The organism is Nocardiopsis sp. NPDC006198, assembly GCF_040613895.1.
GTDB classification, from domain to species: Bacteria; Actinomycetota; Actinomycetes; order Streptosporangiales; family Streptosporangiaceae; genus Nocardiopsis; species Nocardiopsis tropica.
This window is the reverse complement of record NZ_JBEXSY010000006.1, coordinates 72,970-92,712: the sequence shown is the minus strand read 5'-3', so window position 1 is coordinate 92,712 and position 19,743 is coordinate 72,970. Positions and strand designations below refer to the sequence as shown.

At 68.7% G+C, this 19,743-nt stretch carries 11 protein-coding genes and 1 pseudogene; 3 read left to right on the top strand and 9 right to left on the bottom strand.

Translation table 11 applies throughout. From position 1 onward, the window contains the following. Nucleotides 1-291 precede the first annotated feature (291 nt). From ABZ234_RS06500 to ABZ234_RS06485, 4 genes and pseudogenes are all read right to left on the bottom strand, one after another. Nucleotides 292-1,677 (bottom strand): hypothetical protein, encoded by a 1,386-nt coding sequence (locus ABZ234_RS06500; RefSeq protein WP_355011268.1) that lies wholly within the window; start codon nt 1,675-1,677, stop codon nt 292-294. A 588-nt stretch (nt 1,678-2,265) separates the two neighbouring features. Continuing rightward, complete coding sequence (locus ABZ234_RS06495; protein ID WP_355011267.1) at nt 2,266-4,404, bottom strand: UvrD-helicase domain-containing protein; 2,139 nt, start codon at nt 4,402-4,404, stop codon at nt 2,266-2,268. Nucleotides 4,405-4,600: 196 nt separating this feature from the next. Continuing rightward, a complete protein-coding gene (locus ABZ234_RS06490; RefSeq protein WP_355011336.1) occupies nt 4,601-5,332 on the bottom strand; it encodes a hypothetical protein in 732 nt (243 codons plus the stop codon). Nucleotides 5,333-5,400: 68 nt separating this feature from the next. Then, nucleotides 5,401-5,532 (bottom strand): annotated as a pseudogene (locus ABZ234_RS06485) (serine/threonine protein kinase); the annotation flags it as partial. A gap of 91 nt (nt 5,533-5,623) precedes the next feature. On the opposite strand from ABZ234_RS06485, the gene ABZ234_RS06480 reads away from it, so the two are divergent. Further along, nucleotides 5,624-6,214: a hypothetical protein gene (locus tag ABZ234_RS06480; protein WP_355011266.1), complete on the top strand. Its 591-nt coding sequence runs from the start codon at nt 5,624-5,626 to the stop codon at nt 6,212-6,214. Between the two features lie 172 nt (nt 6,215-6,386). Here ABZ234_RS06480 and ABZ234_RS06475 read toward each other — a convergent pair whose 3' ends face one another. From ABZ234_RS06475 to ABZ234_RS06455, 5 genes are all read right to left on the bottom strand, one after another. After that, entirely contained in the window at nt 6,387-6,854 is a 468-nt protein-coding gene (locus ABZ234_RS06475; RefSeq protein WP_355011265.1) for an NUDIX domain-containing protein, read from the bottom strand. A gap of 94 nt (nt 6,855-6,948) precedes the next feature. Further along, entirely contained in the window at nt 6,949-7,482 is a 534-nt protein-coding gene (locus tag ABZ234_RS06470) for a class IV adenylate cyclase (RefSeq protein WP_355011264.1), read from the bottom strand. After that, nucleotides 7,419-8,315 carry a radical SAM protein gene (locus ABZ234_RS06465; RefSeq protein WP_355011263.1) on the bottom strand — a complete coding sequence of 299 codons (897 nt, stop codon included), beginning with the start codon at nt 8,313-8,315 and terminating at the stop codon, nt 7,419-7,421. Before ABZ234_RS06465 ends, ABZ234_RS06470 begins: the two co-directional genes overlap by 64 nt. Next, nucleotides 8,291-8,596 (bottom strand): hypothetical protein, encoded by a 306-nt coding sequence (locus tag ABZ234_RS06460; RefSeq protein ID WP_355011262.1) that lies wholly within the window; start codon nt 8,594-8,596, stop codon nt 8,291-8,293. The genes ABZ234_RS06465 and ABZ234_RS06460 overlap by 25 nt, the downstream gene beginning before the upstream one ends. Before the next feature lie 703 nt (nt 8,597-9,299). Next, nucleotides 9,300-11,462 (bottom strand): N-6 DNA methylase, encoded by a 2,163-nt coding sequence (locus ABZ234_RS06455; RefSeq protein ID WP_355011261.1) that lies wholly within the window; start codon nt 11,460-11,462, stop codon nt 9,300-9,302. 132 nt (nt 11,463-11,594) lie between these two features. Between ABZ234_RS06455 and ABZ234_RS06450 the strand changes: the two genes are divergently transcribed. After that, the gene (locus tag ABZ234_RS06450) at nt 11,595-15,005 is read left to right on the top strand and encodes a hypothetical protein (protein WP_355011260.1); all 3,411 of its coding nucleotides are present in this window, start codon (nt 11,595-11,597) and stop codon (nt 15,003-15,005) included. Continuing rightward, a complete protein-coding gene (locus ABZ234_RS06445) occupies nt 15,002-19,690 on the top strand; it encodes a DEAD/DEAH box helicase (RefSeq protein ID WP_355011259.1) in 4,689 nt (1,562 codons plus the stop codon). The genes ABZ234_RS06450 and ABZ234_RS06445 overlap by 4 nt, the downstream gene beginning before the upstream one ends. Nucleotides 19,691-19,743: the final 53 nt, after the last annotated feature.

Below are 19,743 nucleotides of genomic sequence, written 5' to 3'. Positions count from 1 at the left end.
CGCTGCCGTTCCTCCACGAGGGCCGCAGCATTCCTCGCCCGGGCGTCGCCGATTTCCACGTCGTCAAGCTCTCTTCCCATACGACACGGAAAGGAGGCAGCCCGTTGTGGTGGACGTGTCTGCGGGGCGGCATGCCACGAGCCTGCAGGAATCCCACCGGTATCGTTCCTGAACCGCACGGCTCGTACCCGCAGACCGTTTCCGTAATGCGTTCCCTACGAACGGGAACGGAGAAGAGGATCACCGATGCGCGACCCCGAACCGACACCTCCCCATGCCGGGCTCGCGCCGTCAGAACAAGGGCTCTGTCCTGTGCTTGGGCGGGGAGGTACTCCTTTTGCGGCGTCCTCCTCGTGAGCGGTTGCGTGCCTGGCGATCGGCTGCGGTCTCTTTGCTCCTCTCCACCGTGACGACGACGCCGCGCCCCTCGGCCACCCTTTCGGTAACCAGTTTGTCGAGAGCCTCCACGGTGGTTCCCACGGTGCCCACCAGACCGGTCTTGACCAGCTCGATGAACTCCGTGTTGGCCAGGTAGCGGGTCACGGTGTCGTACCCGAGACGCACACCGCCTCGGGGGCCGTGGGTACGGGGGTCGGCCAGGAGCAGGCGCACATAGGAGATCGGTAGATACAGGCCCCTGGTAGGGGCCATGCTCAGGCTGTCGTCATCGGGTGTCCACTGGGCGAGTTTGACGAAACAGGGGTCGCTACTCAGCCGCCAGTCCTCGGAAGAGACGGGTTGGGCGCTGAGAGCGGCGACCCGCTCCAACTTGTCCAGCTGGCATCTCAGTCGCTCGTCGACCCAGATGTGCTTCTCGCCAAAGGGAAGACGCTTGTACTGGACGAAGACGAAGCTCCGCGTGTTGTGGTGGTAATAGATCAGGTCCGTCCCCAGCCTCGCCTCCACAGAGGTGGCGTTGACGTTCGCAATCTCCAGTCGGCGGTCGCCATCGGTGAGCACGTCGATGTCGGAGCGACGGCGCTGTCCGAGGTCGGCGGCCCAGTCCACGAGCGGGTGTACATCCTGTTCGATAAGGGCCTGTTCGGTCGGTTCGCGGATGAGGCCCGCGAGGTAGGGAGCGCCGGCGTCCCTGGGCCGTTTCCAGACCTCCAGGGACGCACTGGAAAACCCTCCGATGCGCGCGGCGACCCGGAGGGCGTCCCGCTCCTCCAGCCGGAACGCGTCCCCGGGATGTTCTTCGTCCAAGTGGTCGCGGTCTAGGACGTCATCCAAGTAGGTGAGGAGGTCACTCAACCAGTCGGACGTGCTCCGCAGAGCGGAGAGCACGAGTTCTCCCTCCTCCTTTGCCATAGGGTAGACACCCGCCTTCGTGGCCACCCGCAACCGGGCCGCGAGGTCGAAGCCGAGCCTCTGTACCAGGGTGTCCAACGGTAGGAGCCCGCCGATGGATCGCAGGAGGTCGATCTTGATGCGCTTCCCGACCTTAGCGACCTTCTCGCCCCTCGGGTTGAGAACGACACCCAGTTTCTCCAGGTAGACCCCGGGAAGAATGCCTTTCTCCTCTTTGTCATAGCGAACGAACAGAAGAGCGATGTTCCCCTTGGGGTAGGGGTCGGGGAGCCCTGGGGGAAGCACATGCGTGAAATACCCGTGCATGTCGATGTTCTTGCTGATACCACGGCGAGTGGTCGAATCAAGGGTGAAAACATAGATCACTCGCAGAACCCTATCCACACGCACGAGGGGACTCTTTCCGTGAGGTCCCACGGCTGTCTCCCGCACGCAAATGGGCCACACCGATTCGGGGGTGAACCGACGGCCTGGTCCGCTCCCGAATCGGTCTGGTCGCTGGTCGGGGAAGAGCGAATGCAGGGGCGGGCTCGAGGAGAACAAGCAGGGCACCGGGGTGGGGTCCTCGGTGAGGCCGGTGGGGGTGGCGACCCAGCAGGACTGGGTGCTCTCTCCGAACCAGCGCACCAGGTGCGGTTTCAGGGCCTGGAGCTCGAAGGCGCGGGCATGGTCGCTGGAGCACTCGGAACGGTGGCCGCCCGAGCAGGGTGGTCGATCGGCCCGCCACCAGTGCCAGAATGCACCCAGGCTTCCTCAGGTCCGCACACGGCAGGTCCGACCACTGGCCAGTGCTCATCCCCCACTGTCCGAGCGCGCACCACCGGGCGCCACTGCCCGGTCTTTCCTGCGAACAAGCTGCCTCTTCCCCCGGCAAGCCCTCACCCGAAGCCATCCGGGAGAACCAAGATGACTCCGGGGAGAGGGCGGGGGTCGGTTCATTCCCTCTCAATCGGCTCAGGCGATACCGGCCTCGACAAGGAAGGGGCTCGGTTTTCCATGCCATGAGACGTGCAGGTGGTCCCGGGCCCTGGTGCAGACCACGAAGAGCAGACACCGCTCCGCCATCAGGTCCGTCCTGTGCTGGAGCGGGTCCACCTCCTCCGGGGTGATCGCCTTGGGGTTGGGAACCGCCCTGTCGGTGACCGCCACCGCCGCGACGCACCGGAACTCCAGTCCCTTGAGCGAGTGCATCGTGCCCACTCGCACGCCCGGGGTGTCGTCGCCAGCCCCGCGCAGCTCGCACGCCTCAATCCCGGCGGCGGTAAGCACGGAGACCGCCCTCTTGCCCATCCACTTGAACCGGACGGCAACCGCCACCGAGGACGGTTCGATCCCGGCGTCGAGCCAATCCCGGACCTTGGCCACCAGGGCGTCCAACTCGTCCTCCAGGCCGGCAGCGGCGTGCGTGGTGGGCCGGGGCCCCTGGAGCGCCGAGCGGTATCCGGCGAGGGACTCGGTTCCGCCGTCAGCCAGGGCCTCCACCTTCTCCCCGTTCAACAGCGGACTCGACCAGGAGAGGATCTGCTGGGTGCTGCGGTAGTTGCGGCGCAGCCGCTGGGAACGACCCACCACGTTGACACCGAGGGCCTTGAGGGAGACCTTGGCGTCGTAGATGCGCTGGTGGGGGTCGCCCGCGATGAACAGGTCGTCGGGCTTGGGGGCCACGGCGGCGCGCAGCAGCCGCCACTGCGCTGGGTGCAGGTCCTGGGCCTCGTCCACGACCACGTGCCGGTACAGCGGCCCCTTCTCCTCCAGGATTCGGGCGGCCAGGTCGCAGCCGCGCAGGTGGGTCTGCACCCCGTCGGCGTCCAGGGCTTCGGTGAACGCGGTGACCGCCCGCCACACCGTCTGCCTCTGGGAGGCGCTCAGCGGACGGCCTCGGCCGCCGCGCGCGGCCTTCTGGTACTCCTCCAGGGTGTCCAGACGCTGCGCCAGGAGGACGTGGCGGTACTCCTGGGCCAGGAACTCGGCGGTCCAGTCCAGCTCCAGCAGCTCGGCGACGGTCCGCCAGCGCTCCAACTCCTTGGCGTCCGTGATGAAGTGCGGGGGCTTGCCTCCGGCAGCCTCCGTGAGAACCTTGCTGGCCTGGGCGTTGACGGTCGTGATGTCCAGCATGTCGAGGTGGCGGGGGTCGTCCAGGAGCTGTCCGACCCCGGCGCCCAACGCGTCGGCGAGCGCGTTGGTGAAGGTGGTGAACAGCAGCCGATCGCCGGGGCGGGCGTAGGAGAGCAGGTGTTTGATCCGGTGCATGGCCACCACCGTCTTCCCGGTGCCGGGGCCACCGGTGACCTGGAAGCTGCCCGGGTAGCTGGCCTTGTAGGCGACCTTGCGCTGCGCCGGGTGCAGGAAGGTGCGCCAGACGGCGAAGGGCTGGGAGAGGATCTCCTCCAGCTCGTCCAGCCCGGAGACCAGCTTGATACGGGTAGGGGTGTTGCGGATGGCGGTGTCCAGGTCGTGGCCCGCTCCCCCTGCGGGCCGGTGCGCGACGACATCGCGCCAGATCTCCGCCACCGAGAACCCCGCGGCGAGGTACTGAAGTACCTCGCTCTGGTCCTCGGGCAGGAACGGGACGACGTCGACCAGCGCGTCGGCGTCCACGACGGTGCGCGCCGCCCGCAGCACCTTGTCCTCGATGCCCAGGGCCTTCAGGTCCCCGTCGGAGACCTTGGCGAACAGCCGCTGTTCGGGAGCGGTGGGAGCCGCGCGCTCCTCCAAGCCGGGGGTGAGGCGCTCCAGTCCTTCGGCGTCCCAGACCTCCAGCGCGCCGGTGAGCTGGTTGACGCCAGCGTCCTGCTTGTTCGCCCAGTCATAGGCCGGATCGTGGTTCATGACCTTGAGCAGCACGTAGCTGTCGCCGCTCTCGGGGGCCAGGACAACGCCCCGATAGAAGTTGTCCACCTTGAAGGTGAAGATGCTGCGGCTGCGCCTACCCGAGGGCGGTTTGAAGTTGAGGCCCTTGTCCGCCTTCAGTTCAGCGGGGGTGAGAAGACCGAACTTCTCCATGGCGAGGCGGATGTTCTTCCGAGCGCTCGGGGGGAGTTCGTCGTACTCACCGCTCTTGAAGAACTGGTCGCCCAGGGCGAGCTGAGGCATGGGGCAGGGCTCCTTCCACGGGGGTGAAGGTCGAAGGGGGCACATCACGGGGACGGGGGTTTGTCCCTACGGTGTGCCGCGTCCGCGCAGCCGGTCCAGCATCTCCGCCACCTGGAGTGCCTCGAGGGCCTGGGCTCCGTACTGCGCGCGCAGGTCAGCGTACAGCGTGTGAAGTTCACGCGCCGCCTGCCCGGTGTCACCGGAGCGCAGCCGCCACATGGCAATCGCCTGGCACAGGTCGAGCGCGTCGTCGGAGCGCTCTCCGCCGACGGCTCTGATCACGGGTGAGGACCTCCTCGGCGGTGTGCAGGGCGCGGGTGGTCTCACCGAGCTGGGCCAGGCAGTAGGCGGTCTGCTGGTGGCAGAGCAGTGCGCGTTCGTCGTCGCGTCCCGCCTGCCGTTCCAGGACGCCGACGAGGGCGGTGAACTCCGGAAGGGCGCGTCCGGCGTCGTCGCTGAGAAGCAGGGCGGTGGCGCGCAGCAAGAGCAGTTCGACGACCTGTGCGGACTCGCTGCCCAGCGCTGCCGGCGCCGGGTAGATGACGTCGTCGAGGACGCCTACGGCCTGGGCGAAACGGCCCTCGTCGATGAGTTCCTGCGCGTGGCGGTCGGCTTCGGCCAGCTCTCCGGGTGCCATTCCCGGGATCACGTTGCCCGTCGGCTCGACCGGGGTGGGCGGCAGCAGCTGGATCGGAGCAGGTGCGGGTGTCTTGGGGCGGGGTGCCATCGGCCGCCGGTAGGGGCGGGTGGGGTCTGGCAGTGCCCCTGGCGGCAGGGGCTTGTCGGGGGTGGCGGGACCGGTCTGGGGAAAGTGGGGAACGAGCCGGTCGTAGACCTCCTGCGCGGAGACGGGGCGGGCTTCGGAGTCCTTGGCCAGCAGGTCGGTGACCAGTCGGTCCAGGTTGGCCGACAGGTCCGGGCGGTGCAAGGAGGGGGCTTGGGCTCCTCCTCCACGTGGGCGCGCTGGAGCCTGAAGGGGGTGTAGTCGGCGGAGAAGACAGGCTGATGGGTAAGTGCCTCGTACAGGATGCAGCCCAGGGAGTACAGGTCGCTACGCAGGTTGACCCCACCGGCCAAAACCTGTTCCGGGGACATGTAGGCGCAGGTGCCGAGAACACTGCCGGTCATGGTGATTCGGGTCATGTCGGTGCGCCCACACGAAACGCATCGCTCACTTGCCGCTCACTTTTGGTCGTGACCCACTGACATACTGTCGGCCATGTCTTCCCCTTCCCCCTCCATGTCCCCCGGCTCCCCGCAGGCTCCGCGCAGGCGACGCCTGCGCGACGGCTACGTCGCAAGCCTGGTCTCCGCGGTCGTCACGCTGGTGGTCTTCGGGGTCCTGCTCGCGCTGGGTCCCTGGGTCCGTCACCCCGCACCGGACTTCATCAGCGAGGTGGGCACGAACCTGGAGGCCCAACTGAAGGTCGATGAGGAAGACCTCGACGTCATCGGGGTCTACGGTCTGTCGTTCGATGGCATTTGTTCGTTCACCACCCCCTCTGGAACGCCGGGCATGAGCGAACGCCGCCATGTGCGCAGCGTCGACTACGGGGCCGAGGAGTGGCATCTGGTCCAGACCCTGGAGGTCACCGAGAGCGGCACCTACGACATCAGCTGCGACAACAGGAACACCGAGTTCGGTCTCGCCTCCACGTACGTGGCCGACAGCGCCGGAAGACGGCAGTTCACATGGGCGATCACCTGGATCACCCTGCCCGTCCTGGGGTTGGCCACCACAGTGGCCATCGCCGTGGTCACCCGGAGGCGCGACCGCCAGAAGAAGGCCGCCGCGTCGGGACGTCACTGACCCACACGTGGAAGACCCTGGGATTCGCCGGTGCGCGGCCCCCTCCGTGTGTGCTGGTGGAGGGACGAAGGAGACTCACCCGTCTCCGTGAAGGAGTGCCGGGGGACGGGCCCAGTCCTGTCGTTGACAACCAGCGTGAAAACGCTACCCGAGGCGTCCCGTGCAACGGGGATCAGCCCGCGTGGGAAGCGCCCCCGGCCAGCGCTTGTTCCACACGCAGTCGCTGGGTGTGGTGCATCTCCAGCCCCGCCACTTCCTCGGGGCCGAACCAGCGGACCTCGTGGGACTCATCGCTCACCGCCAGGCGACCGCTTACCACCCGGGCCCGGAAACACACGTTGAACTGGCGGCGCACCTCACCGTCGCTGTAGGCGATGATGTGCCGGGCGTCGGTGTAGGTGCCCACCAACCCGGTCACCTCCACTTCATAGCCGGTCTCCTCGCGCACCTCCCGCACGGCCGCCTCCGGAAGGCTCTCGGTTATCTCCATCGCCCCGCCCGGCATCGCCCACAGCCCGTTGTCCACCCGTCGCAGCAACAGCAGGCGGCCCTCGTCGTCGACGACGGCCGCACTGGCCGCGACCACCAGACTGTTGGGAACGGGAGCCGCCGGGTCGTCGTAGTACTCGGTGCGAGCCACAGTCATCACCCTTTTTCGCTTGTCGTCCTCACATCACCGATCACGCCGTGTGCCCGTCGTACGGTGGGCACACAGCGCTCTGGCGTCAGCGCTCCTAGAACCGCAGATCCGTGATCGCGGCCAGGTCAATGCCGTAGCGGGCATAGACCTTGGTGGTGTTCTCCCCCGTCAGATCGCTCTCGCCATAGCCAAGTAGAGCGGCGATACGCACCACCTCAGCACGACTGCCCGCCTCGATCTCCAGGTAAGCGGGGATACGGGGCCAGGAGTCGATCTCCAGCTCAGCACCGTCCAGGGTGAAGCTGCGCCTGCGGTTCTCCTGGTAGGCCTTCGAGGCGTAGCCCAGCTTGCCCAGCAACGCGTTGGCGGTGGCGAAGTCACCAACGGCCGTCTCGGTCTCTCGGGTACCACCGATGGCGTCGGAATCGATCTCCTTGACAGTCAGCGTCACCTCGCTGCCGGTATCGCGCAGACGCACCCACCGGGAGGCATCGCCGGGCTCAATGTCGTAGACGTAGCGGCGCTGGAACGCCTCACCGACCTCCACACCACCCTTGTCCAGGATCAATCGGGCCACCTGATCGGCATCGATGTCCAGGACCTTGGCCTCGTACTCGATCTCACCCATGGGTTGGGATTCCCTTCCTTGGTACGTGCTGGCGTCTTCGGACGAATGGTGTGACCGTGGTGAACGGCTACCAGCCCGTCATGGTCGTCCTGACGGAAACCGAGGATCTCGGTGCTGACCGGACCGTTGAGGAAGTCCTCGAGCGGTTGCCACAAGTCCATGCGCTGCAGGCACAAGCCCACCAGGTAGCGCCCGTAGCGGTCCCGGTACAGGCGAAGGCCGTAGAAGCCCTCCTGGCAGTCGGTGTCGTTGTTGAAACAGCACCCCTGGCAGGTGGCGGGCAGGCGTACCGGACGGATCCACTTGACGTGGATACGGCGTCGCCCGCCGTCGATGCGGTAGGCGGTACGCGCTCCGGAGACCCCGGGCGTGAGGTGGTGAGCCTCGCCGATGGCGTCGATGGACTCCTGCCCGTGGTCGAGGGAGTTGAGCAGGCGCACGGACAGTTCGGGGGCGTAGGTGTCCAGGATCCGGTGTACGCGGTCGGTGTGGGTGTGGTCGAGGACGACGATGTTGGCGCTGGCCTGGATCCCTTGGTCGACACAGGCCTGGATGGAGGCGTGTAGGGCCTCAATCTTGGCGGCGGCCTTGGCCTGGTCGCGGAAGCGGGCGTGCTGGACCTGGGCGAGTTCGCCCGGGGTGGTGCCGAAGATGGAGAAGTTGACGCGGTCGAGTCCGGCGTCAGCGCAGGCGGGGATCTGTCGGGCCCCGTTCTCGCCATTGGAGGTCATGCACACCCGGTATCCCTGCCCAGAGGCGAGGCGGACCAGGTCGGGCAGGCGTGGATGGAGTGTGGGTTCGCCTCCGGTCAGGTGGAGTTCGGTGAAGCCCATGTGGTCACCCAGCCGGTACATGCCATGAAGCCTTCGTCGGCCGGGACGGTGGCGGGCAGGAAGGTGGCGCCGTTGGTGGCGGCGTAGATCGACATCCGCCCTGAGCTACCGGAGGTGAGAAAAGGACTGGGCCCGCGGTTGCGGTTGTCGACCACGACAGGGGTGCCCTCGTTGTGACAAAAGGTGCAGGTCATGCCGCAGGCGTCAAGGATTTTCACTCGCAGGGTGGTGTCGGTGCCGATGTACGTCGACAGGGTCTCGGAAATCAGGGGAACGTCCATGGACAGGCTCCTGTGACGGCGCTCGCGATGGAGCGGGGAGGTTGCGTCACAGGCGACGATCCCGTTACGGGCACCGCTCCTCCCATTCCTGGTGGATATCCCGCTCGGAGATAATCGAGGCCGTGTCCACGTCGACTGCCGAGGGGATGGAAGCTTTGCCCAGCTGCTCTTGGGAGAAAATCACCATCCCGGCCCGGTCTTGGGAATGGAAGGAGACACGGCGGGTCCTACGTGAGCGCGATATCGCCGGTCTGCTGCGTCTGGCCCAAGCCCATGGTGTGAGTCAGACCCGGATCGCGTCGGCGACCGGTATCGCTCAAGGTCGGGTGAGCGAGATCCTGAGCGGAAGGCGAACGGTCAGCTCATTGCAGTTGATCGAGCGGATCGCGGATGGACTCGACATGCCCGATCCCTCCCGAATCCTGTTCGGCCTGGTGCCCAGACAACCGTTCGTGGAAAGGAAGCATTCCACTGCGGGCGACGGCATCGCTCCTGCTGCTGACGCGAAATCATCGGCTGCCGACAACGAGGTGGCAGAGCGTCTGGAGGTCGCTTCGATCGACCAGGGCCTCATCCATCTCTTCGAGGAGCAGACACAGAACCTACGCCTGATCGATCGCAAGCTGGGAGCCCACTACCTTCTGGCACAGAGTCAGGCACATTCCGAAGGGGTGTGTCTGAGGGGTGAGGGGCGGGGTGTGTCTCAAGTCTGGCGGATGTGCGGGGGCTCCATTTCCTGTTCGGCAGGGGGTGGTGACGGCGGTGCCAGCAGCCCGGACCGCAACCCGCTGGACAGGCGCTCACCCAGGTCCGCCGCCACCTCCTGGGCACGCCGTAGTTCGGCCCGGAAGTCGTGCAGCTCACGGAACGCGGTGCCGTAGCGCCTCTGTTCGTCCAACGACAGCAGAGGCAACCGCAGCCGCCGCAGATCGACCCGGACGATGGTCGACCCCTGTCCGGCGCGGCGTAGGTTGTCCTCGTCGTCCAGGAACCCGGCCAGGAACCACGTGTCGATGTGCGCCGGATCCGGTCTGAGCAGGTGCAGGTTCGGCCCCAGAAGTGCCCCGGCATCGGTGTCGGTGGCGACCCGGGCCCGGGACAGGTCCCTCCTCGCGAGTGTGGAGGGGGCGACAACGTCACCGGCCCGGATCTCCACCCGTGCGTCCGGTTCCCCGGCGTCCCCGGAGCCTCCTGTGTCCCCCGAGCCCTCGGCCAGGCGTCCGCTCGGCTCCCTGTCACCGAGGACGTCGCCCAGAGTCAGCACCCGGAGACCGGTTCCCCCTGCTTCCTCCTCCGAGTAGGACAGCCCGGATGCCGCCGTCGAGGCCCGGTACAGGACCAGCGCACCGGAACGGGCCAGATCGGCGACGGTCACCATCCGCCACTCCGCGGCCTCCCGCTCGCCCCAGGTCTCCCCAGGGACGGTCGTACGTGCGCGCTCCAGGGCGCGCAGGGTTCTTCGGTGCACCTTGCCGACTCCTATCCGTGCCTCCTCGGCGTTCGTCTCGAGCACGGCCAGCGGCAGGTGGCGGCCGGGGGTGAGGTCGACGGAATCGTCGAGCAGTTCGATCACGGGCACGGTACGGCAGAAACCGGGGACGCTCTCGGCTCTGGCCGGTTCGGTGAGAAAGGTCCGCCAGACATCACCGATGACCCCGCGCACCCTCTCCCACTCGACGGGACGGCGCCCGTCACTGTCTCCGTCCGCCGTCTCACCGGTATCGATCGCGGTGTCGACGAACAGCACACGGGGTTCCGCAGCCTCTGCGGCGGGCTGTTCCAGCACCCACAGGTGCAGTCCGACATGGACGGGCGCCGCGGCTCCCGCGGGCAGCCCGACGACGGCCCGCAGCGCGCCCCGCCGGAGCAGTTCCCGGCGAATGCGCCGGCCCGAGGGCCGGGAGGCGGCCGCGGGGGGCATGAGCACCACGACCCGGCCGCCGGGGCGGGTGTGGGCCAGGCAGTGCTGGATCCATGCGAGCTCGGACTCGACGCGGGGCGGCACCCCGTAGGCCCAGCGCTCGTCATAGGCGAGCTGCTCGATCCCCCAGGCCTTCTGGTTGAAGGGCGGGTTGCACAGCACCGCGTCGAAGAGGCGTTCAGCGAAGGCGTCGTCGATCAGCGAGTCGCCCTCGGCGATCCCACCGGGTGCGCCGGTGGACACCATCCCCACCCGCGCGCGGGCCAGGCGCGCGGTGGACACCGCCACCTCCTGCCCGTACAGGCCGACCGCGCCCTCCTCCGCGGCCGTCCGCAGGAGTGTGCCGGTTCCGCAGGCGGGGTCGAACACCTCGGCGCCGCGCACCCCGGCCAGGTCGGCCATCAGGCGGGACAGCGGCTCAGGGGTGATGTGCGCCTTGCCGCCCAGTGCGGCTAGGTAGGCTTCATGCAGGTGTTCGGAGAGTTCACGGGCGTGCTCCGGTGTCGGGGCCGCCTCCCGTACGGCGTGGACGAGACCGGGCCCGTCCGGGTGCGCGGCCAGCCGCGCCTCCACGGCTTCCCCGGCCACTTCCTCTGCCGTGCCAACGGCCGCCGTGTCGTTCTGGGACAGACCCCCAGCACCGTTCCGAAACAGACCGAGCAACATTTCCTGGGCGACGGCCACGACATCTCCCAGGTCCCCGCCCCGCGCGGCGACGGCGCAGACCTGCTCCCAGACGCGCTCGTGAGGCTTCTTCTCGGGCAGGCGCCCGCCTCCGGCGAGCCAAGCCTCCACCTGAGCCCGGTCGAACAGCGATCGGTTCCCGCTCCCCCCGACGGGTTGCGGGAAGTTTCCGTGGCGCCTGCGCCAGTTGCTGACCGTGGTCCGGCTCACCTGCGCGATCCGTGCGATGTCGGCCGCAGTGACCTGTGAGGTCTCCACCATCAAGGGCCTCCTCTCGTGATCTGAGGACAGTACACCACAAGAGCTTGCGGGTTGACAATGTTTTCACGTTACTTCTATGTTGACTGCATCGGAGATAACACGCAGCGCCAACGACACCCCCTGGAGCCGGCGATGTCCATGCCCCTGCCTCTGCCCTTCGAGCAGGAGGAGCCCCCGGCCAATGCCACGAAGGTCACCCCCGAGCAGCTGCTCAATATCCGTGAATCCGAGTGGCGTCCCCGCCTGGAATCGGTCTCCCTCGTCTCCGAGGCCCCGTTCAACCAGCGGGAGCTCGACCAAGCCGCACGGGCTCTGGGCAAGGTCTTCAGCACCCAGCTCGACGTGTACCAGAAGGCCGCCCTGCACCGGTGGCCCGCCTGTACCGCCGCGGTCACCGTCGGCACCGCCACCAGCCGCTACGGCAGCGGTACCTTCTGGCCGCCGTTGTGGAAGACCACCGGGGTGTCCTCGGCCCGGCAGGACAGCGGAGCGTGGGGGGACAATTTCCTGCGCGCGCTGGAGATCCTGGGTCTGGACGCCTTCCCCGGTATGAACCACAAGTACGTCGGACCAATCCTCATGCACTCGGGCATCCCCACGTACTGTCTGGGAGACCTCTTCGACCTGCTGCTGCACCGTGCCGCTGTCGCCCCGGGCTCCGACGCGCACGGATTCCACCAGTGGGCCGTCTCGGGCCACCATCGCCTGAAGGACCTGGACATCCCGGCCCAGCGCTTCATCTTCTCGGGCGGTGACTACGCCCTGGAGACCATCGAGCGGTGCATGCACCTGCTCGACGCCCTCCGAGAGGATCCCTCCGCGAGCGCCCGCGACGTGGGACTGCCCGGGCGCTTCCAGCAGCCCGCCCGAGAGGCGCTGGAACGGGCGGCCTCCCGCGGTGCGCTCCCCAAGCACGAGGCCTCCGTTGCCGCCCGCCCGCGCGTCACGCGACCGCGCATCCACCTGGATCCCTTTGTCCACGGCGTACACGTCGTCCTGCCCACGGTCGAGGACGGCGACAACCTGGACGTGCTGTGGGAGGTCACCACCGACGACGGAACCCGCACCGTGCGTGCTCACCGCCGCTGGGGAGCGGGAGCGGCCGAGCAGACCGTGTTCGCCCTGCCCCGCCCCACCCGTACCGTGAGCGTGACCGCGCAGGGAGTGGGATCGCGTGAACAGCTGCCCCTCATCGACCCGGCGGACCCGCTGCTGATCTTCGACGACTCCGGTGCTCTGGTGAGCACCGACCTCGCGCTGCCGCCCGGACCGGTCTGGGTACTCCACCCGACCGCGCACGCGCTCGTCCGGTCTGAGGCCGTGAAGGACCTCGGCGAGTTCGACGTGCCCTACGGCTGGGAGGGCTGGACACTGCTCCGTGCACGTCTGCGCCGCAACGACTGGGTGCGGCTCGCGGACGGGCCCTCCCACCACGTTCAGGGCCGAGAGCGGCCTCGGCTGGAGCTTCCGGCACCGGTCACCGGTGTGACCACTCCGCACGGAGCTCCGGTGTACGCCGAACTGCCCGTCGTGGTACTGCCCGAGGCGGAGGGTGCGCCGGTGGAGTGGCTGGTGGAGACCCGGTCGGTGGAGGAGGGGCGCCTGGTCTCACGCACCCGTGCGCGGTCCGGTGACCACCTGCGACTGTTCAACGACCTGCCCTCCCCCGTGGTGAGCTCGTTCATGGTGCACGTCCGGGGTCCGCTGGGCCGCGGGCTGAGCCGGCAGGTCACCGTCGCCGAGGGACTTGCCGCCCGACACACGCCGGACGTACGCGTGCTCGACACGCGCGGGCTGGTCAGCTCCGACACGCACCTGACAGCTCCGGAGGGTGCGGAGGCCGCTCCTAACCACCTGCGGTTCGGCCACGACGAGTCGGCGCACCCGGTATCGGTCCGTGCCGGGACGTCGGTGCTCCCCCTCGTCGTGGAGCCTCCGCACATCCGCCTGCTGACCACAGGAGAACGGGCCCCGCAGTGGCGCGCCGAACCGCTCCGCCTGGACTGCGAGTCCATCTCGGAGGCGGGCGACCTGCTCGTCCGCGTGCCCGAGGGCGGAGTCCGGCCCGGCCCGCTGTGCGTCCTGCACGGTGACGACGTCGTCCAGTGGGTGAGCTCCAACGCCACCCTGGGAACGAACACCCACCGCTATCCGCTCGGGCAGGTCGTCGAGACGGCCGCCGCACGGCGCCACCTGCGGCTGCTGATCGGCCACGGCACGGCACCGGTCCCCGTCGCCGTCGTGCGCCCCCGGCGGCTGGCCGGCGGTGCCGAGCTTCGGGACGGGGTCGTCGAACTCGACGGCTTCGCCGGTATCGAGGACGTCAGCGCGGCCGTGTACTCCTACGGCGCACCGTGGCGGCCCCCTGTAGTCCTGCCCGTCTCCACCGACGGGCACATCCGGCTTCCACAGGAACTGCACGATGCGGGGCGCATGCGCCTCCTTCTCGCCGTCGACGACCCGTGGTCGGTTACCGACTGGCCGCACTGGCCGACCATCAGAGACCCGAACGTGCTGTCCTGCGAGGCCCACGGCCGCCCCGCGGGCTCCGACCCGGACGAGGAGCGGTTGTGCGCCGCTTTCGCGACCGGTACCGGTCTGGACACCCTCTCCCTCACCCACGACAACGCCGTGCGCCTGTGGCGGGTGCTGGGCTCCTCGGACCTCCTGATCAGGTCGGGTGTGCCTAGGGAGCGGGTCGACGCCTGTGCCGCGGCACTGGGCAACACCCCGCTGCCTGCGCTCCTGGCACACGGCAGCGCCGAACTGTCCGCCGCGAAGAGCGTGTGGGCACTGGTCGTCGGAGGGCTCGCAGCTGTGCCCGCGGGCGAGCGCGTTCCCACCCGGCAGGCAGCGGAGCTGTGGCACCGCCTGCCCGCCGCCGCTGCCCTGGCCACCAGCAACCTCATGCCCCTGGTCGATGCCGCGTCCGCCGACCCCGACCACGTCGAACTCCTGGAGCAGATGGAGCAGCAGTGCGGTTCCATCGCCGCGGACCTCCTCCGAGGCGCTCCGGACCCGGCCTCGGGCTCGGGCAGGTTCGACGCCAACACCGAACACCTGTCCCGCATGCCCGAGGACCAGGTCACCGCGATCTGGCAGGCTGCGCGGGTCGTACCGCGCGCGCTGCTCGACGAGGACTCGCGTACACAGGCCGCCCTGGGGCTGTTCACCGCACGCAACCAGTCCGAACTGCACCGCATGCGGCGCGACGCCTCGGATATCACCTCTGCCGTCCTCCACCTGGTCAAGCGGTTGCAAGAGCCCTACCGACGCCGGGCCCTGACCCTGTTGGAGCCGCGCCACGCTCCGGGCGCCGCCCGATGGCGCAACCTGCCCGCCGCCTCACTCGCCCTGGCTCTGGCTGCCCGGCTGGCCGCACGGGGAGAGCCCTCGTTCACCTCCCTCGTCCGGAGTCAGCGGGCTGTCTGGGGGGACCTCGCCCGCTGTGCGCCCGACCTCGTCCGCATCGACATCGTCCTGGCCGAACTCACCCTCGCCGGGGCCGAGCGCGCACACTTCACCAAGGAGCACACCCGATGACCTCCCAGATCGACCCCATCGACGTGAGCGCGATGATCAGCGGTGGCTACCGCCGCTACCTGCGTTCACTGCTGCCGGTGCGCGACACCGCGCTCGCCGAGGCCCTCGCCGACCAGATCACCGACAGTCCCCTGCTGAGCAAGGGACCGCTGTTGGAGGCCACCCCCTCCTACGAGACCGGGCGTACGCCGCGCGAACTCATCACCGAGGGGGTCCTCTCCCCCGGGTTCGGCTCGCTCTCAGGTCCCGCTGTCCACCTGGACCGGCCGCTGTACACGCACCAGGAGGAGGCCATCCGCAAGGCACGCGAGGGCCGCAACCTCGTGGTGGCCACCGGAACCGGGTCGGGCAAAACCGAGAGCTTTCTCCTACCGATCCTCAACGAGCTCGAGGCCCAGCATGAACGCGGAGAACTCGGTCCGGGTGTCCGGGCTATCCTGCTGTACCCGATGAACGCACTCGCCAACGACCAGCTCAAGCGATTGCGCGAAACCCTGCTGGCGCACAGCCCCCACATCACCTTCGGCCGCTACACCGGGGAGACCAAGGAGACCGAGCGGCAGGCGCTGGACTCCTTCCGTGCCCTGCACCCGGGCCGCGCCCCCCTCCCCAACGAACTCCTCAGCCGTGAACACATGAGGCGGAACCCGCCCCACCTCCTGCTCACCAACTACGCGATGCTGGAGTACCTGCTGCTCCGTCCCGCCGACCTGGACCTGTTCGAGGGCGAGCACGCCGGCCACTGGCGGTTCATCGCCCTGGACGAGGCCCACGTCTACGACGGTGCCAAGGCCGCCGAACTGGCCATGCTCCTGCGCAGGCTGCGCGACCGCGTCGCCCCGGGGCAGGAGCTCCAGTGCATCGCGACCAGCGCTACCGTCGGCGACGACCCCGGGGCGGTGACGACCTTCGCCCAACGGCTCTTCGACGCCCCGTTCATGTGGGACGACGGCGATCCCGCGCAACAGGACCTGATCCGGGCCACCCACCGGGACACCGTGCCCGACTCCACGTGGGGGCCGTTGTCCGCCCTCGACTACCAGGCCGTCCGCAGAGCCGACGATCCGGGCCTGGCTCTGCGAGGGGTGGCCTCGCAGCACGGTGCGAAGGGCACCGACCCCTTCGCCCTCCTGGCCGGGGAGCGACGGATCCAGCACCTGCGGGTTCTCCTGGCCCGGGGCGGACCCCGGCCCCTAGACGAGCTGGCAGAGGAGCTGTTCGAGGCCGTCCCCGGGACCGAAGGGCCGGGCGGGGAACTCACCGCAGCCGACCGCCTGCGGGTGCTGACCGACCTGGTCGCGCTGGCGAGTGCGATCCGCGACGCGGACGGCAATCCGCTCCTGTCTGCCCGCTACCACCTGTTCACCCGCGCCACCGACGGCGCGTTCACGTGTTTGACCGAGCAGGGTCCGCACGTGTCGCTGGCCCGCCACGAGACGTGCCCCGCCTGTTCGGCATCCGCGTTCGAGGTCGGGTCCTGCAAGCGCTGCGGTGACCTGTACCTGGTCGGCAGCATCGAGGCCTACGGGGCCGGGCTGAGGCTGCTGCCGCAGAGCCCCCACCAGAAGGCCCCCGACTGGCTGCACCTGGGCAGCACTCCGATCACACTCGACGACGATGACGACACCCTGGAGGCCCCGCACAAGATCAACCCTCAGACCCGTTACCTGTGCGTCGGCTGCGGCACGCTGTCGGAGTCGCCGACCGGTGCGTGCGCGGTCGAATGCACCGAGCGCTCCTTGCGGGAAGGCCGCCTGATCAAGACCCGGGGTGACCGGGCCGCCCGGTGCCTGAGCTGTGGTGCACTCGGCACCCACACCCTTCGCCGGTTCGAGAGCGGCAACGACGCCTCCGCCGCGGTCGTGGCCACGGCGCTGTACCAGGCCCTGCCCGAGGACGCCGACGACAGGGTCGCCGACCAGCCGGGAGGAGGCCGCAAACTCCTGATGTTCAACGACAGCCGCCAGTCCGCGGCCTTCTTCGCCCCCTACCTGGAGGGCAGCTACCAGCTGTTCCAGCGTCGGCGACTCATCCTGGACGGGATGACGGAGATCCACGACCCCGATGATGATCTCCGGGTGGACGACCTCGTCGACGCAACCGCGCGGACCGCGAAGAACGCGGGCCAGTTCGACCGCAAGGTGTCCAGGCGTCAGCGCACGGCGACGGTCGCTCCCTGGGTGATGAGCGAGCTGGTCAGCACCGACGACCGCCAGTCGTTGGAGGGACGCGGCCTCCTGCGGGTCGGCATGACCCGCCCCGAGGGCGTGAAGCTGCCCCCGGCCTTCACCAGCCGTCTCGGGCTGGCCGAAAATGAGGTGTGGGACCTGTTCGGGGAGTTGGTGCGCACGCTGCGCCAGCAGGGTGCGCTTACCATGCCCGAGGACGTCGCCGCCGACGACGAAGTGTTCGCTCCTCGTCTGGGCCCCGTCTATGTGCGCCAGACCGGGGCGGACCGTACACGCAAGGTGATCAGCTGGCTGCCGACCTCGGGACAGAACCGCCGGCTGAACTACCTGCGCCGGGTGCTGGAGCGGTTGGAAGCGACCGCGAACCCGGTGATGGTGTTGGAGAAGGTCTGGGAGCTACTCAGGTCCACGTCCGAGGGGTGGCTCGTCCCGTCCGAGGTCCGGGGCCTCGGGACCGTCTTCCAGGTGGACCATGAGGGGCTAGAGCTGTCCTTGGTGACTCCGGAGGCCACCCCCTACCAGTGCGATGCCTGCCGACGCCTGCACCCGGTGTCGGTGCGCGGTGTGTGCCCGACCATGAACTGCCCCGGGACTCTGCACCCCTACGAGATCCCGGACCCGGACAAGGACACGGATCACTACCGCCACCTCTACCGAACGTTGAACCCGGTCCCGCTCTCCGCGCAGGAGCACACCGCCCAGTGGTCGGCCCAGGAGGCGGCGCGCATCCAGCAGGAGTTCGTCAAGGGCCGTGTCAACGCCCTCTCGTGCTCGACGACGTTCGAGCTCGGTGTGGACGTCGGCGAACTCCAGTCGGTGTTCATGCGCAACATGCCGCCCACCACCGCGAACTACGTGCAGCGGGCGGGCAGGGCCGGGCGGAGGTCCGACTCGGCGGCGCTGGTGGTCACCTACGCGCAGCGCCGCTCCCACGACCTGTTCCGCTACCAGGAACCGGAGAAGATGATCTCCGGGGAGGTGCGGGCGCCCTACGTCCCTCTCGCCAACGTCCGGATCGACCGGCGGCACGCCCACTCGGTGGCGCTGGCAGCGTTCTTCCGCCACTGGTTCCAGGAGACCGGTGAGTCCTGGGGCGCCGTCGGCCAGTTCTTCCTGGGCGACACCGAGGGCGGTCGGGCCCCTGTCACCCGGGTGAGAGAGTACCTGTCCCCCGTGCCCGAGCATGTCACCGACGCCCTGCGACGAATCCTTCCGGAGGAGATCGCCGAGGAGATCGATGTCGAAGGCGAGGGCTGGGTCCACGGACTCACCGAACTCCTGGAAACCCTGCGTCTGGAGATCGATCAGGACGTGGAGGATTTCGAACGCCGCCGGGTGGAGGCATTCGAGGCCCGCAGGGACGCTCTGGCGGAGCGGTTCGGCAAGACCATCAACACGGTGGTGAAGAGGCCGCTCCTGGGTTTCCTCGCGACCCGCAACGTGCTGCCGAAGTACGGGTTCCCGGTGGACACGGTCGAACTGCGCACGCATCACTCCGGGGAACCGGTCGGCAGGAGGCTGGAGCTGGCCCGGGACCTGAGTTCGGCCATCTACGAGTACGCCCCGGGGGGTTCCATCATCGCGGGCGGGAAGAAGTGGACCTCTGCGGGGGTCTACCGCCTCCCGGGACGGGAGCTGCACCCTCACCACTACCGTGTGTGCACGGCCTGCGGCTACTACGACGAGTCCAAGGACCCCCTCGACGGCGTGTGCCGGGCCTGCGGGGTGGTGGCCCGGGGCGGACGGACCAAGTACATCGTCCCCGAGTTCGGTTTCGTCGCGAGCGCCTCCGTGCAACCGGCCGGAACGACACCGCCGCAGCGCTCCTGGCACGGTTTCACGAGCGTGCTCAGGCTCGCCGCCGAACCCGAGGACCACGTCTGGCCGCTGCCGGGCGGCGGCGAGGTCCTGTGCAGGGCGGGGAGCCGAGGTGAGCTGGTGGCCATCTCCGACGGCCCCGCAGGACAGGGGTACCGGATCTGCGGCTGGTGCGGTTGGGGAACGGGGACGGCGAGCGGCAAGGTGCCGACCGAACATGCCAACCCCCTGAAGGGGTCCTCGTGCTCGGGTCCGCTCTCACACTTGTCCCTCGCCCACCGGTACGAGACCGACATCGTGGAGATCTCCTTCGGAGGCCGTCTCGACATCGGGCGCAGCCCTGACCAGACCCGCTACTCCCTGCTGTACGCGCTGCTCGAAGGAGCCTCCTCGGCTCTGGACATCAGCCGTGACGACATCGACGGTGCGACCTTCAGGCGGGCCGCGGGCACGATGGCACTGGTTCTGTTCGACACGGTCCCGGGAGGCGCAGGAGGTGCCACCCGCATCGCGTCGGCATTCCCCGAGGTCCTCGAAGCCGCCCGGGCGCGGGTCGGCTCCTGTGACTGCGGCTCCGAGACGTCCTGCTACGGCTGCCTGCGCAACTACCGCAACCAGCACTTCCACGACCGCTTGCGGCGGGACGCGGCCCTGCACGCGCTGGATGCCCTGCTCTGACCGCGCCTGCGTGACCCGGCGCGCGGCTCCGGTGGGGGCGACCACAGCGGAGG